This window comes from Streptomyces sp. NPDC059371, assembly GCF_042751995.1.
Taxonomy (GTDB): Bacteria; Actinomycetota; Actinomycetes; order Streptomycetales; family Streptomycetaceae; genus Streptomyces.
The window spans coordinates 17997-32134 of record NZ_JBHYXD010000018.1 but is presented as its reverse complement, the minus strand read 5'-3'; the positions used below and the strand labels follow the sequence as shown (position 1 = coordinate 32134).

12 protein-coding genes are annotated in these 14138 nt (G+C 73.1%); 5 read left to right on the top strand and 7 right to left on the bottom strand.

What is annotated here, in order from left to right; translation table 11 throughout:
- Positions 1 to 179: 179 nt before the first annotated feature.
- Entirely contained in the window at positions 180 to 959 is a 780-nt protein-coding gene (locus ACFXGX_RS13275; protein WP_384789192.1) for a hypothetical protein, read from the top strand.
- A 41-nt stretch (positions 960 to 1000) separates the two neighbouring features.
- On the opposite strand, the gene ACFXGX_RS13270 is transcribed toward ACFXGX_RS13275, so the two are convergent.
- Both ACFXGX_RS13270 and ACFXGX_RS13265 read right to left on the bottom strand, forming a co-directional pair.
- Entirely contained in the window at positions 1001 to 2212 is a 1212-nt protein-coding gene (locus ACFXGX_RS13270) for an AI-2E family transporter (protein WP_384789189.1), read from the bottom strand.
- A gap of 71 nt (positions 2213 to 2283) precedes the next feature.
- Positions 2284 to 2478, bottom strand: coding sequence for a DUF3046 domain-containing protein (locus tag ACFXGX_RS13265; protein WP_384789186.1), 195 nt, complete (start codon positions 2476 to 2478; stop codon positions 2284 to 2286).
- An 80-nt stretch (positions 2479 to 2558) separates the two neighbouring features.
- Here ACFXGX_RS13265 and ACFXGX_RS13260 point away from each other — a divergent pair, with 80 nt between their 5' ends.
- A complete protein-coding gene (locus tag ACFXGX_RS13260) occupies positions 2559 to 3503 on the top strand; it encodes a hypothetical protein (protein WP_384789183.1) in 945 nt (314 codons plus the stop codon).
- Between the two features lie 121 nt (positions 3504 to 3624).
- On the opposite strand, the gene ACFXGX_RS13255 is transcribed toward ACFXGX_RS13260, so the two are convergent.
- From ACFXGX_RS13255 to ACFXGX_RS13245, 3 genes are read right to left on the bottom strand one after another with little or no spacing between them, the layout of a single operon-like run.
- Entirely contained in the window at positions 3625 to 3933 is a 309-nt protein-coding gene (locus tag ACFXGX_RS13255; RefSeq protein WP_326785127.1) for an AzlD domain-containing protein, read from the bottom strand.
- Positions 3930 to 4778, bottom strand: coding sequence for an AzlC family ABC transporter permease (locus ACFXGX_RS13250; RefSeq protein ID WP_384789400.1), 849 nt, complete (start codon positions 4776 to 4778; stop codon positions 3930 to 3932). Before ACFXGX_RS13250 ends, ACFXGX_RS13255 begins: the two co-directional genes overlap by 4 nt.
- Complete coding sequence (locus tag ACFXGX_RS13245; protein WP_384789179.1) at positions 4679 to 5671, bottom strand: AraC family transcriptional regulator; 993 nt, start codon at positions 5669 to 5671, stop codon at positions 4679 to 4681. Before ACFXGX_RS13245 ends, ACFXGX_RS13250 begins: the two co-directional genes overlap by 100 nt.
- A gap of 292 nt (positions 5672 to 5963) precedes the next feature.
- On the opposite strand from ACFXGX_RS13245, the gene ACFXGX_RS13240 reads away from it, so the two are divergent.
- Genes ACFXGX_RS13240 through ACFXGX_RS13230 form a run of 3 tightly spaced genes read left to right on the top strand, consistent with a single transcriptional unit; the run spans position 5964 to position 12684 of the window.
- Positions 5964 to 11024 carry an ATP-dependent helicase gene (locus ACFXGX_RS13240; RefSeq protein WP_384789177.1) on the top strand — a complete coding sequence of 1687 codons (5061 nt, stop codon included), beginning with the start codon at positions 5964 to 5966 and terminating at the stop codon, positions 11022 to 11024.
- A 32-nt stretch (positions 11025 to 11056) separates the two neighbouring features.
- Entirely contained in the window at positions 11057 to 11890 is an 834-nt protein-coding gene (locus tag ACFXGX_RS13235; protein WP_384789174.1) for an Fpg/Nei family DNA glycosylase, read from the top strand.
- 32 nt (positions 11891 to 11922) lie between these two features.
- Positions 11923 to 12684 (top strand): SDR family NAD(P)-dependent oxidoreductase, encoded by a 762-nt coding sequence (locus ACFXGX_RS13230; RefSeq protein ID WP_384789171.1) that lies wholly within the window; start codon positions 11923 to 11925, stop codon positions 12682 to 12684.
- Between the two features lie 341 nt (positions 12685 to 13025).
- Here the strand turns inward: ACFXGX_RS13230 and ACFXGX_RS13225 are convergent, their stop codons facing one another.
- Both ACFXGX_RS13225 and ACFXGX_RS13220 read right to left on the bottom strand, forming a co-directional pair.
- Entirely contained in the window at positions 13026 to 13496 is a 471-nt protein-coding gene (locus ACFXGX_RS13225) for a Dps family protein (RefSeq protein ID WP_384789168.1), read from the bottom strand.
- Positions 13497 to 13750: 254 nt separating this feature from the next.
- Positions 13751 to 14128: a helix-turn-helix domain-containing protein gene (locus ACFXGX_RS13220; RefSeq protein WP_384789165.1), complete on the bottom strand. Its 378-nt coding sequence runs from the start codon at positions 14126 to 14128 to the stop codon at positions 13751 to 13753.
- Positions 14129 to 14138: the final 10 nt, after the last annotated feature.

Sequence of the window (14138 nt, the reverse complement as noted above, 5' to 3'; positions counted from 1 at the left end):
AGACTACGTTCGCCCTCCGACAACGACCGGGGATCCCGCGCCTTCGGGCCCGGCACCCGCCCCGGCACATCCCCCGGAGCCCGGTACCCGCCCCGGACTCGGGCTACTCCCCGCGGCGTACGGCCGGCGCCTTCGGGCGTACGACGACACCGGCGGGCCCGCCCGGCAGGCTGTGGGCCATGCCGACGACGACACCGCTCCCCCTGCCACCGCCGAAGCCCTCGCTCCGGCAGGCCGAGCGGCTCTGCCGGGCCACGGGCGCTCTGCTCGTCGCCTCGGGCCTGCTGCATCTGCTGGTCTTCGCCGTCGACGGCGGCCCGTGGGACGGTCCCGTCTCCTGGCGCAAGCCCGTCACCTTCGGGCTCTCCTTCGGTCTGACCCTGATCGCGGTCACCTGGGTCACCTCGTACGTGCGGATGGAGGCGAGGCCGCGCACCGCGCTGCTCGTCGTGTTCGCCGCGGACTGCGTGCTGGAGGTCGGCGGGATCACCCTTCAAGCGTGGCGCCGGGTTCCCTCGCATCTCGACATGGAGACCGGCTTCGACACCGCGGTGTCCATGATGCTCGCGGTGGGCGGCGGGATTCTGGTCGTGGTGCTCACCGCGTTCGCGGTCGCCTCGTTCCGCCACCGGCCCTCGGGGCCCGCGGGCATGCCGGTCGCCGTGCGCTCGGGGTTCGCGATCCTGCTCGTCGCGCTGGCCTCGGGCGCCGTCATGATCGCGCGCGGGGTCGTTCTCACCAGGACCGGCCACCAGGAGGCCGCGTACCACTCGACGGCTCCGCTCAAGCCGCTGCACGGCGTGAGCCTGCACGCCGTCCTGGTGCTGCCCGTGCTGGCCTGGCTGCTCTCCCGCACCGGCTGGAGCGAGGGGACCCGACAGCGGATCGTGTGGGCGGCGGTCGGCCTCTACACGGCGGCCGTCGTCCTCGCCGGTGTCCAGGCCGTCCTCACCTGGTGAACGTCACGACCGGAACGTCACGACCGGGCCTCCGGTGAACGTCACCGGCCGAGCTGCCCCCGCACCCGCGCGAGGAGTCCCGCCGAGCTGCGGGTGCGGTGCCCGTGCACCCGCGGGTCGTCCGTGACGTCGTAGCGCTTCACGTACGCGCCCAGGAACGCCTGGAGGGTGGCCACGGCGGGGATGGCGATCAGCGCGCCGACGGCTCCGAGGAGCGCGGTGCCCGCGATCACGGACCCGAAGGCGACCGCGGGGTGGATGTCCACCGTCCTGGAGGTCAGCTTGGGCTGGAGCACGTAGTTCTCGAACTGCTGGTAGACCACGACGAAGACGAGCACCCACAGCGCGTACCAGGGGTCGATCGTGAACGCGATCAGCATCGGCAGGGCGCCCGCGAGATAGGTGCCGATGGTCGGGATGAACTGCGAGACAAGACCGACCCACACACCGAGCACGGGCGCGTAGGGAACGCCCAGCGCCTCCAGCAGGATGTAGTGGGCGATACCCGAGATCAGCGCCATCAGGCCGCGTGAGTACAGATAGCCGCCGGTCTTGTCGACGGCTATCTCCCAGGCGCGCAGCACCTCGGCCTGCCGGGCCGGCGGCAGCACCGAGCACAGCGCGCGCCGCAGCCGGGGTCCGTCGGCGGCGAAGTAGAACGAGAACAGCGCCACCGTCAGGAGCTGGAAGAGACCGCCGAGGACCTGGCCGGACACGTCCAGGACGCCGGTGGCGCTGTTCTGCACGTACTTCCGCAGCCAGTCGGAGTGGAGCAGGCCCTCCTGGATGTCGACCCGCCTGAGGTCGGTCTGGAAGTGCGTGTTGATCCAGTTGATGACCGAGTCGAGGTAGTCGGGGAAGTCCTCGATCATCTTGATGATCTGGCCCGCGAGCATCGAGCCGAGCAGGGTGATGAACCCGGCGATCATGATCAGCGAGCCCAGGAAGACAAGGAAGGTGGCCAGCCCTCTGCGCATGCCCCGGGAGGCCATCCAGCTCACCGCGGGTTCTATCGCGAGCGCGAGGAAGAACGAGATCAGGATGTTGATCAGCAGGCCGGTGAGCTGGTGGAACGCCCAACTGCCGAGCTGGAAGACGGCGACGAGCGCGAGGGCGAGCACCATGGCTCGGGGCAGCCAGCGCGGCATGCGCATGCCCGCCCCGGCCGCGTCGGCATCGGGTGGACCGGGCGGCGTCGTGCCGAGCGGTGATGACTGCTGATCGACCTGCGTGTTCTCGTCTGTCGGGGCCACCCGCCAAGTCTGGCCCACGCCACCGACACCCGATCCACGTCCCCCCGGACTTTCCCGGTCTTCGGTCCCGTTCAGTGGTTTTCGTACGGAACGTTCATGGTCGCGCACACCACGCGCCACACGTCCTTGGCCTCCCAGCCCGCGTCCAGCGCCTCGCGGACGGTACGCCCGCCGAGTTCCGTCATCACATGATCGCGCGCGAACGTCTCGGCGTACCCCGCGCCGAAGTGATCAGCCATTCGCTGCCAGAAGACCGTCAACCGCATGACACCAGTATCCCGCCCCTGAGAGTGGCCCCGAGCCGGGGCCGCGTGGCGAGACCGCTTTCCGCCCTACGGTCTGACGCATGGCCGAAACCGGAGCATCCCGACTCCCCCAGACGCCCCCCGCGCACTCCCCCCTCGCCCGCGCCGAGCACTTCGTCTGGCTCACCGCGCGCGTGCTGGAACAGCGCCGCTTCGCCTATCACTTCCTCGATGGCGGCGCCGACGCGGTGGAGACGGCGCTGGCCGCCTACCGCAACGACGACGAAGGGTACGGTCACGCGCTCGAACCCGATCTGCGCGGCCCGGTCAGCCAGCCGCTGCACACGGCGCACGCGCTGCGCGTGCTCGACTCGATCGGGCGCTGCGGCGGGCAGCGCGTGGAACGGGTGTGCCGCTATCTGACCGCCGTGTCGACCGCGGACGGCGCGCTGCCGGCCGTCCATCCGAGCCAGCGCGGCTATCCGGCGGCTCCGTTCGTGCCGGTCGTCGACGATCCGCCGAGCGAACTCCTCGCCACCGGCCCGGTCGTGGGCCTGCTGCACCGCAACGAGGTGTGGAACGCCTGGCTGTTCCGGGCCACGGACTTCTGCTGGCAGGCGGTGGAGTCCCTGGAGAAGTCGCATCCGTACGAGATCGAGGCGGCCGTCACCTTCCTGGACTCGGCGGCCGACCGCCCGCGCGCGGAGGCGAGCGCCGACCGGCTGGGCCGGCTCGTCCGTGAGCAGCGGCTCGCCGTGCTGGACGCCGGGCGCCTGGAGGCCTACCCCGTCGCGCCCGGTTACGCGCCGGGCGAGCACCACTTCCCGCACGACTACGCGCGGACGCCGGACTCGCTCGCGCGCGCGTGGTTCACCGACGAGGAGATGGCCCGCTCGCTCGACCACCTCGCGGACGAGCAGCAGGAGGACGGCGGGTGGCCGATCCACTGGCGCCGGTGGGCTCCGGGCACCGCCCTGGAGTGCCGTCCCATGGTGACCGTCGAGGCCCTGCGCACACTCCGGGCGTACGGCAGGGCCATCGACTGAGGACCGCGGGGCCGGTGTCCGGGCGGTGTCCGGGCACACCGGTGTGCCCCCGTGCCCGTCCCCTCGCCGGGGACAGGGGGGCACACCGGCCTGTCCAGTGTCCCGGCCTCGCGCGCGGGGGTCAGCCGGTCAGCGCGCGGACCCCGGCCGTCACCACCACGGCCGCGGCGACGACCACCAGGAACGGGGCGCGCAGGATCAGCGCGACGGCCGCCGCGGCGAGCCCGGCGGCCTTCGCGTCGAGGACGAGGACCCGCCCGTCGGCGAACGTCTGCTGGGCCGTGAGAGCGGCCAGGAGCGCGACGGGCAGCAGGGCGGCGAGGCGCTGGACGAGCGGCCGCTCCAGCACGCCCGCGGGGATCAGCAGACCGATGAGCTTGACGGCGTAGCAGCCGACGGCGGTGACGCCGATGGCGATCCAGATGTTCAACGTACGTCTCCTGACGCGTCCGGCCCGTCGTCGTGCGTACCGGCCGGTGAACCGTGCTCCGCGCGGTTCTGTGAAGGGTTCTCCACGTCGGACAGTGACCCGTTGTCCGCACCGGCCGGTGTCCCGTGCGACGCGTCGGCGGAGGCGTCGCGGGCGGTGTCCGCGCGACGGCGCCCCGTCGCCCAGAGCACGGCGGGGGCGGCCAGGGCGGCCACCAGCACCGGTACTCCGGCGGGCAGCACGGGCAGCAGACCGAGCCCCAGAAGGACGGCGATTCCCGCGACGGCGCGTTCCGTGGCGGTCTTCAGCATCGGCGCGAGCAGCGCCAGGAACACTGCGGGTCCGGCCGCGTCCAGGCCCCACGCGTCGGTGTCGCCGATGGCCTCGGCCCCGGCCGCGCCGAGGAGGGTGGTGAGGTTCCACAGCAGGTAGAGGGACAGGCCGGTGACGGTGAAGCCGATCCGGACGCTGCGGCGGGTGGGCTGGGCGAGCGCCACGGCCGTGGTCTCGTCGATCACCCACTGCGCGGCGAACGGGCGCACCGCGCGCGGGAGGGCCAGGAGCTGGGACAGCCGCAGCCCGTAGAACGCGTTCCGGACCCCGAGGAAGAACGCGCCGGCGGCCGCGGTCAGCGGGTTGCCCCCGGCCGCGAGCGCGCCCACGAGCGCGAACTGCGACGCCCCGGTGAACACCAGGAGGCTGAGGGCGCAGGTCTGGAGCAGGCTGAGCCCGCTGCCGGCCGAGGTCACCCCGAAGGCGAAACCGGACAGTCCGACGGCGACCCCGACTCCGAGGGCGTCGCGGACGACGGCCGCGTCGGGTTTTCCGTGTTCTTCACTGCGTATGTCCGGGAGAGCTGTCTGTTGTGCCACGCGTCGGACGGTACGAGCAGTCGGCCCCCCGCGTCTTGTACGTTCTTGCGCTCCCGCTGATAGGCGCCCGGAGGGACGCCCACGATCCGGCTGAAGTGGCGGTTGAGGTGCGGCTGGTCGGTGAAGCCGACGGCGACGGCCGCTTCGGCGGGTGTGGACCCGGCGTCCAGGAGGTGGCGGGCCCGGCGTACCCGGGCGTCGGTCAGCCAGGTGTGGGGCGGCATGCCGTAGGCGTCCCGGAACGCGCGCAGCAACGCGAACGAGCTGGTGCCGAGGTCCGCCGCGAGCCGTTCCAGGGTCGGCGGCTCGGCCATCCGCTCGTCCAGGACGCCACGCGCGCGTGCCGCGAGCCGGCCGCCGGCGGTGCGCACGGCCCGCTGCGGCAGCGGGCCTCCGTTCAGGCGCAGCAGCCGGGTCACGGCGACCCTCAGCAGGGTGTCGGCGGCCAGCGCGTTGCCCTCCTCCGCGGCCCGCAGCACCTGGTGGACCAGGCCCGCCGCGTAGGGGTCGTCGAGTACCGGGCTGCTGAATCCGGGGGTGCCGCGGAGGGTGGTGGTCTCGGCGGCGATCTCGGCGACCGTCTCCGGCGAGGGGTACACGGCCCCGTACCTCCAGCCCTCGGGGACGCCCGCGCGGCCGGTGTGCGGGGTGTCGGGATTGACCAGTGCCAGCGAACCCGGGCCCGCGTACTGGTCGGCGCCGCCGTGGTGGAAGACCTCGACGCCCTCGGTGACGGCGGCGATGACGAAGTTCTCGTGGGTGTGCCGCACGAAGATCTTCTCGACGTAGCGGGCCCGCAGCAGATCGACACCGGGCAGCTCCGCGTACTGCCAGTGCCGCGCCCGCTCCTGCCCCGAACCTGCCACGTCCTCATTGTCCGCCACCGCGCCGTGACGGCTCGCCGACCGGGGAACCACCGCACCGCGGGAGCTCGCCGACCGGGGAGCATCGCGCCGCGAGAGCTGGCCGACCGGGGGGCATCGCGCCGCGACGGCCTGCCGACCGCGGGAGCCGCCTCGCCGCGACCGACCGCCGCCGCCTCCCGGCTTCGCCCACATTGGCCCGGCTCCGGCACGGTACCGGTCTCCCCCGCCGTGCTCAGCCACGGCGTTCTCGCAGGTCAGCACGATTGTCAGTGGGCGGGTGCAGGATGGACGCATGGTCAGCTCCGCGCACCCTGCGCTCGACGGCTTCTCCCCCGCGACCCGCGGCTGGTTCACGGGGGCCTTTCCCGCGCCCACCGCGGCCCAGGCCGGGGCGTGGGCGGCCATCGGCGCGGGTTCGGACGTGCTGGTCGTCGCCCCCACCGGTTCCGGCAAGACGCTGGCCGCGTTCCTCGCCGCGCTCGACCAACTGGCCTCGACGCCGCCCCCTGCGGACCCGCGCAAGCGCTGCCGGGTGCTGTACGTGTCGCCGCTCAAGGCGCTCGCGGTCGACGTGGAGCGCAATCTGCGCAGCCCGCTGACCGGCATCCGGCAGGAGTCCGTGCGGCTCGGACTGCCGGAGCCGGAGGTGAAGGTCGGCATCCGTTCCGGCGACACCCCGCCCGCCGAGCGCCGGGCGCTGGCCACCCGCCCGCCGGACATCCTGATCACGACCCCCGAGTCGCTGTTCCTGATGCTGACCTCGGCCACGCGCGACGCGCTGACCGGCATCGAGACGGTGATCCTGGACGAGGTGCACGCGGTCGCGGGCACCAAGCGCGGCGCCCATCTCGCGCTCACCCTGGAGCGTCTCGACGAGTTGCTGCCGAAGCCCGCCCGGCGCATCGGCCTCTCCGCGACGGTGCGTCCCGTGGACGAGGTGGCGCGCTATCTCTCGCCCCGCCGCAAGGTGGAGATCGTCCAGCCGCCGTCGGGCAAGGAGTTCGACCTGTCCGTGGTCGTCCCGGTGGAGGACCTGGGCGAACTGGGCGGGTCCCCGGCCGCCGACGGCAAGGAGGGCGCGGAGAAGCCCTCCATCTGGCCGCACGTCGAGGAGCGGATCGCCGACCTCGTCCAGTCCCACCGCTCGACGATCGTGTTCGCCAACTCGCGTCGTCTGGCCGAGCGGCTGTGCAACCGGCTGAACGAGATCGCCTACGAGAGGGCGACGGGCGAGCCCTTGGAGGAGGCACACGCGCCGGCCGAGCTGATGGGCGGCTCGGGCGCGGCGCAGGGGGCGCCGCCGGTCATCGCCCGCGCTCACCACGGTTCGGTCTCCAAGGAGCAGCGGGCGCAGGTCGAGGAGGATCTGAAGGCTGGGCGTCTGCCCGCCGTGGTCGCCACCTCCAGCCTCGAACTGGGCATCGACATGGGCGCGGTCGACCTCGTCGTCCAGGTGGAGTCGCCGCCGTCCGTGGCCTCGGGGCTGCAGCGGGTGGGCCGTGCGGGTCACCAGGTCGGCGCGGTCTCCACCGGTGTCGTCTTCCCGAAGTACCGGGGCGACCTGGTGCAGGCGGCGGTGGTCACCGAGCGGATGCGCACCGGCTCCATCGAGTCCCTCCGGGTGCCCGCCAACCCGCTGGACGTGCTGGCCCAGCAGCTCGTCGCGATGACGGCGCTCGACACCTGGCAGGTCGACGATCTGCTCACCACGGTCCGCCGGGCGGCCCCCTTCGCCTCGCTCCCGGAGTCGGCGTTCACCGCCGTCCTGGACATGCTCGCGGGCCGCTACCCTTCGGACGCCTTCGCCGAGCTGAGGCCCCGCGTGGTGTGGGACCGCGTCGCGGGCACGGTGACCGGCCGCCCCGGCGCCCAGCGTCTCGCCGTCACCTCCGGGGGCACCATCCCCGACCGCGGACTCTTCGGGGTGTTCCTCGCGGGGGCCGACCCCAAGAAGGGCGGCGGACGGGTCGGCGAGCTCGACGAGGAGATGGTCTACGAATCCCGGGTGGGCGACGTCTTCACCCTCGGCACGAGCTCCTGGCGCATCGAGGACATCACCAGGGACCGGGTCCTGGTCTCCCCGGCGCCCGGCGTTCCCGGCAGGCTGCCCTTCTGGAAGGGCGACCAGCTCGGGCGTCCGCTCGAACTGGGGCGCGCGGTGGGCGCGTTCCTCCGCGAGGTCGGAGCGCTCTCCGAGGGCGACGCCCGGCTGCGGCTGCTGGCGGCGGGCCTGGACGCCTGGGCCGCCGACAACGTCATCGCGTATCTCACCGAACAGCGCGAGGCGTGCGGGCACATCCCGGACGACCGCACGATCGTCGTCGAGCGCTTCCGCGACGAGCTGGGCGACTGGCGTGTGGTCGTGCACTCCCCCTTCGGCGCCCAGGTGCACGCTCCCTGGGCCCTCGCCCTGAGCGCCAAGCTCTCCGAGCGCTACGGCATGGACGCCCAGGTCATGCACGCGGACGACGGCATCGTGCTGCGGCTTCCCGACGCCGATCTGATGGGCCTGGACCTGCTCGACCAGTCACCCGCGAAGCCGGGCACGGAGTACGACGCGGAGCAGGCTCCGGTCGGCGCGGCGGACGTCGCCTTCGACAAGGGTGAGGTCAACCAGATCGTCACGGACCAGGTCGGCGGTTCGGCCCTGTTCGCCGCCCGCTTCCGCGAATGCGCCGCCCGCGCCCTGCTCCTGCCGCGCCGGAGCCCCGGCAAGCGCACCCCGCTGTGGCAGCAGCGGCAGCGCGCCGCTCAACTGCTCCAGGTGGCGAGCGAGTTCGGTTCGTTCCCGATCGTCCTGGAAGCGGTGCGCGAATGCCTCCAGGACGTCTTCGACGTACCGGGGCTCACGGAACTGATGGGCGACATCGAGTCCCGCAAGGTGCGGCTCGTCGAGGTCACCACCCCCGAACCCTCCCCCTTCGCCCGCTCCCTGCTCTTCGGATACGTCGCCCAGTTCCTGTACGAGGGCGACTCGCCACTCGCCGAGCGGCGGGCCGCCGCGCTGTCGCTGGACTCCCGTCTGCTGGCCGAACTGCTGGGCCAGGCCGAACTGCGCGAGCTCCTGGACGCGGACGTCCTGGCGGATCTGGAGCGCGAGCTCCAGTGGCTCACCGAGGACCGCCGCATCAAGGACGTGGAGGGTGTCGCCGACCTGCTGCGTCTGCTGGGGCCGCTCACGGAGGCCGACTTGGCCGAGCGGGGCGCGGAGCCGCAGTGGGCGAAGGAACTGGCGGCCGCCCGCCGCGCCATCCGGGTCCGGATCGCCGGAGCCGACCACTGGGCGGCCATCGAGGACGCGGGCCGGCTGCGCGACGCGCTCGGCACGGCCCTGCCCGTCGGCGTCCCGGAGGCCTTCACCGAGCCGGTCAAGGACCCGCTCGGCGATCTCCTCGCCCGGTACGCCCGCACCCACGGGCCGTTCACCTCGGCGACGGCCGCCGCCCGTTTCGGTCTCGGCACGGCCGTCACCGACGGCGCGCTGCATCGCCTCGCCGCGAACGGCCGGGTCGTCCAGGGCGAGTTCCATCCCGCGGGCATCGGCCAGGAGTGGTGCGACGCGGCGGTCCTGCGCAGGCTCCGCCGCCGTTCGCTCGCGGCGCTGCGCCATGAACTCGAACCGGTCCCGCCCGCCGCTCTCGCCCAGTTCCTGCCGCAGTGGCAGCACGTGGGCAGCGGTCACGGACTGCGCGGCATCGACGGACTGGTGCGCGCCGTCGAGCAGTTGCAGGGCGCGTCGGTACCGGCGTCCGCGCTGGAGAAGCTCGTGCTGCCGTCCCGGGTCGCCGGTTACACCCCCGCCCTGCTCGACGAGCTCACGGCCGCCGGTGAGGTGGTCTGGGCCGGGGCGGGTTCCCTGCCGGGCAAGGACGGCTGGGTGTCGCTGTATCTCGCGGACGCCGCTCCCCTGCTCCTCCCGGCCGCGCACCCCCTGGAGCCGACGGCGCTGCATCAGTCGGTTCTCGACACCCTCTCCGGAGGCTATGGTCTGTTCTTCCGCCAGATCGCCGACCAGGTCCGCGCCACCACGCACCCCGACGCGACGGATCCGCAGCTCGCGGACGCGATCTGGGAGCTGGCCTGGTCCGGGCGACTGACGAACGACACGCTCGCGCCGATGCGCTCCCTGCTGGGTTCGGGCCGCACCGCGGGCTCCACGGCCCACCGCGCCAAGCGGTCGGTCCCCCGCGGGCGCTACGGCTCCCTGACGGGCGGGGCGCGCCCCCAGTCACGTACGGGTCCCCCGACCGTGGCGGGCCGCTGGTCGCTGCTGCCCGAGCGTGAGCCCGACGCCACCGTCCGGGCCCACGCCCTGGCCCGTACCCTGCTCGACCGCCACGGCGTGGTGACCCGGGGAGCCGTCGCGGCGGAGGGCGTCGAGGGAGGCTTCTCGGCGGTGTACCGCATCCTGTCGGCCTTCGAGGACAGCGGTCAGGCGCGGCGGGGCTATGTGGTCGAGGGGCTCGGCGCGGCCCAGTTCGCCATGGACGGCGCGGTGGACCGGCTCCGCGCCGCGGCGAACGCCCGCGACCGGGGCGCCGCCCTCTTCGATCCCGCCGTCCCGGACAACTCCCCCGCCGCCAACGGCTTCCCGGACACACCTGTCTTCCCGCCCTCCGGCCCGGACTTCGGCGGCAAGGGCCACGGCGAGGCGTACGTCGACCGGGGCGACATCGCGGACGGTCCGGATTCCCTGAACGACCTCACCCGTGACTTCACCCTCGGCCCCGGCTCCCCGCTCGGGCCCGGCTCCGCCCTCGACCTCGATTTCGACGACGCCCACACGTTCTCCGCCGATTCCGCCCTCACGGCCGGCGCCCCTCACCCCGACGCACCCCACCCCTACGCGCCCCACAGCCGGAACACCCGGTCCGGCCGCGGCGGCACGGCGTACCCGGCGAACGGCTCCGGCCACCCCGGCGGCTCGGGTTTCCCGGGCGCCCGCCCCCGTTCCCGTACCGCCTCCCCCGCTGTCGTGCTGGCCGCCGCCGACCCCGCGAACGCCTACGGCGCGGCCCTCCCCTGGCCCGAGTCCCCGACCGAAGCGGGCCACAAGCCGGGCCGCAAGGCGGGTTCCCTGGTCGTCCTGGTCGACGGCGAACTGGCTCTGTACATGGAACGTGGCGGCAAGACACTGCTGGCCTGGCCGGCCGACCCGGACACCCCCCTCGCGCAGGACACCCGTCTGGGTGTCGCGGCGGAGGCCCTCGCCGCCGCGGCCCGCGCGGGCTCGCTCGGCACGGTCACCGTCGAACGCGTCAACGGCACGTCGGCCCTCACCTCGCCCCTCGGCACTCTCCTGGAAGGAGCGGGCTTCATCGCCACCCCGCGCGGACTCCGCCTTCGCGCCTGACCCGGCCGCCCCCACCGTGCCACCCTGGAGTCATGCCCGAAGGAGACACCGTCTGGCAGGCCGCGAGGCGCCTGCATGTCGCCCTCGCGGGCAAGGTCCTGACCCGTTCCGACCTGCGGGTGCCGCGGTACGCCACGGCCGACCTCACCGGCCGCGCCGTTCTGGACGTCACCCCGCGCGGCAAGCACCTGCTCACCCGGATCGAGGGCGGCCTGACCCTGCACTCGCATCTGCGGATGGACGGTTCGTGGAAGGTGTACGAGCCCGGCCGGCGCTGGAGCGGAGGTCCGGCCCATCAGATCCGGGCCATCCTCGGCACGTCGGACCGCACGGCGGTCGGCTACCGCCTGCCCGTGCTGGAGCTGCTCCGCACCGCCGACGAGACCCGAGCGGTCGGTCACCTCGGGCCCGATCTCCTGGGCCCTGACTGGGACCCGGACGGAGCCCTGGAGAACCTCCTTCGCGACCCCGACCGCCCCCTCGGCGAAGCCCTCCTGGACCAGCGCAACCTCGCCGGCATCGGGAACGTGTACAAGAGCGAGCTGTGTTTCCTGCTCGGCGTCACACCCTGGCTCCCCGTCGGCGCGCTGCCCGCCGACCGCGCCGCCCAACTGCCGTTCCTCGCCAAGAGGCTGCTGGAGTTCAACCGCGACCGTCCGATCCGTGTCACGACCGGGCGGCGCGAACAGAACCTGTTCGTGTACGGGCGCACCCCTCGCCCGTGTCTGCGCTGCGGAACGCCGGTCCGCTCGGGGAACCAGGGCGACGGATCCCGCGAGCGCCCCACGTACTGGTGCCCCCGCTGCCAGAGCGGCCCCACCCCGCCGCCGGCCCGTCCGCACAGCAACTTGCGCACGACCAATTGACGACCCGTCAGATTCCTTCGTACCGTCCCTTCATGGGCCTCCCCGTGTACGACCTCACCGGACGCACCGCCTTCGTCACCGGCGCGGCCGGAGGCATCGGCCGCGCGACGGCGGTCCTGCTCGCGGAGGCGGGCGCCACCGTGCACTGCGCGGACCTCGACGAGGCGGGCCTGCGCGAGACCGCGAAGCTGATCGAGGGCCAGGGCGGCACGGCGCTCGGTCACCCGCTCGACGTCACCGACCGGGCCGGGCTCCGGCAGGCCGTGGCCTCGTGCGGCCGCGTCGACGTCATGGCGGCGATCGCCGGGATCATGCACAGCAGCCCGGTCCTGGAGACCCTGGACGAGGATCTGGACCGGGTCCTGAACGTCAACTTCAAGGGGGTCCTGTACGCCTGTCAGGAGGCCGCGCGCTCCATGATCGCGAACGGCGTCCGCGGCAGCGTCATCACCATGGCGTCGGGCGCGATCGACTCCGGCGGTCCGGGCCTGCTGTGCTACAGCGCGGCCAAGGCGGCCGTCGTACAGCTCACGAAGACGCTGGCGACCGAGGTCGGTCCGCACGGCATTCGCGTCAACGCCGTGGCGCCCGGCTGGATCCGTACCCCCATGACCGACCGTCACGGAGAACGCCAGGCTCACACCGAGGCGTTCATGGCACGCCTGTCGCCGCTGGGCCGCGTCGGGGAGCCCGAGGACATCGCCCACGCCGTGCTGTACCTGGCCTCGGACGCCTCGGCCTTCACCACGGGCCAGATCCTCCGTCCCAACGGCGGCGTCGCGATGCCCTGGTAGCCCGCCCGGCGGCCCGTCGGCGCCGGATCCCCCGCCAGTGCTCCCGCCACCGGTCCGACCCGACGGCACCGGCGGCACGGGACTTCGGCACGCAGTGCACCGGCAGCAGGCTGAGCCCCCACCCGCCCGCGGCTATCGCTCCTTCGACCACCCCGGCACCGGGTGCCAGCACAAGCCGAAGCACGCTGAACCACCACAGCGCACCGAGCACCAGACAAGCCCCCCGGCGCACTGTTCGCCCCGCCATGTCACCTCCTCCGGCGCGGCACCGGGCCGCCGATCTCACGCGCGAGCAGGGCACACCGGCGGGACCCACCGGCCGGGGGCGAAACAGGTACCGCTCACCCGTTCTCCGCCTGGAACATCCAGTGATGCTTCTCCAGGTCGGCCGTGATGGCGATGAGGATGTCCTGGCTCACCGGATCCGGGTCCGCGGTGACGGCCACCCGTTCCCGCATCCGCGCGATCACCGCGCCGAGCGCCTCCACGAGCGTCCGTACGGCGTCGGTGTCCTTGATCCAGCCATCGGGGGTGTGTCCGACGCCGCTGCTCGACGCCACGGTCGCGGCCCGCCCGTCCGGCGGCACGCCCAGCGTCGAGGCGCGCTCCGCCACGGTGTCCGAATGCAGCCGCGCGATGTCCACGACCTCGTCGAGCTGGAGGTGGACGGACCGGAAGCGGGGCCCCACCACGGTCCAGTGGACCTGCTTGGCCACCAGGGAGAGGTCCAGCAGATCGACCAGGGCGCCCTGGAGCGCCTCGGAAACGGTCTTCAGGTCCGCGTCCGGCAGGGAGCTCTTCACGACGTACATCCGCATCCTCCGATTGACGACGGCTCCGGTGGCCGGCCCGACGGCCGCACGCTCACGACGGCCGGCGTCGGCTTCGCCGGTCTCTCCACCATGGAGTCCGCGCCGGATACCGGCAAACGGGCGGCGAACCGGCCCATGAAGGACTTCGGGGCACGCGAAAGCCCCGGCCCGGCTTCTCCGGGTCTCCCCGGGGAAGCCCCGGCCGGGGCTTCGGTGGTACGTCTCTCAGCTCAGGTGACGCGAGCTGGTGAGCGTCAGGCGGCGACGACGTCGACCGCTTCGGCAGGCGCCTTGATCGTGACCCGTTCCGGTGGCACACCGGTCACCGATACGGAATTGAGCATCGGGCGACGCACCGGTGCGGGCACCGGTTCGGTGGCCGCGGCCGACTGTGCCAGCTCGGCGAGGGCGAGATCGTCGCTCACTTCCCGCATGAGCTCGGACATCCGTACGTCCAGCGCGTCGCAGATCGCGGAGAGCAGCTCGGAGGATGCCTCCTTCTGCCCCCGCTCCACCTCGGAGAGATAGCCGAGTGAGACTCGGGCGGACGAGGAGACTTCGCGCAGAGTACGGCCCTGGCGCTGGCGCTGCCGACGCAGCACGTCACCCAGCAGGCGACGGAGCAGAATCATCGGTGGCTCC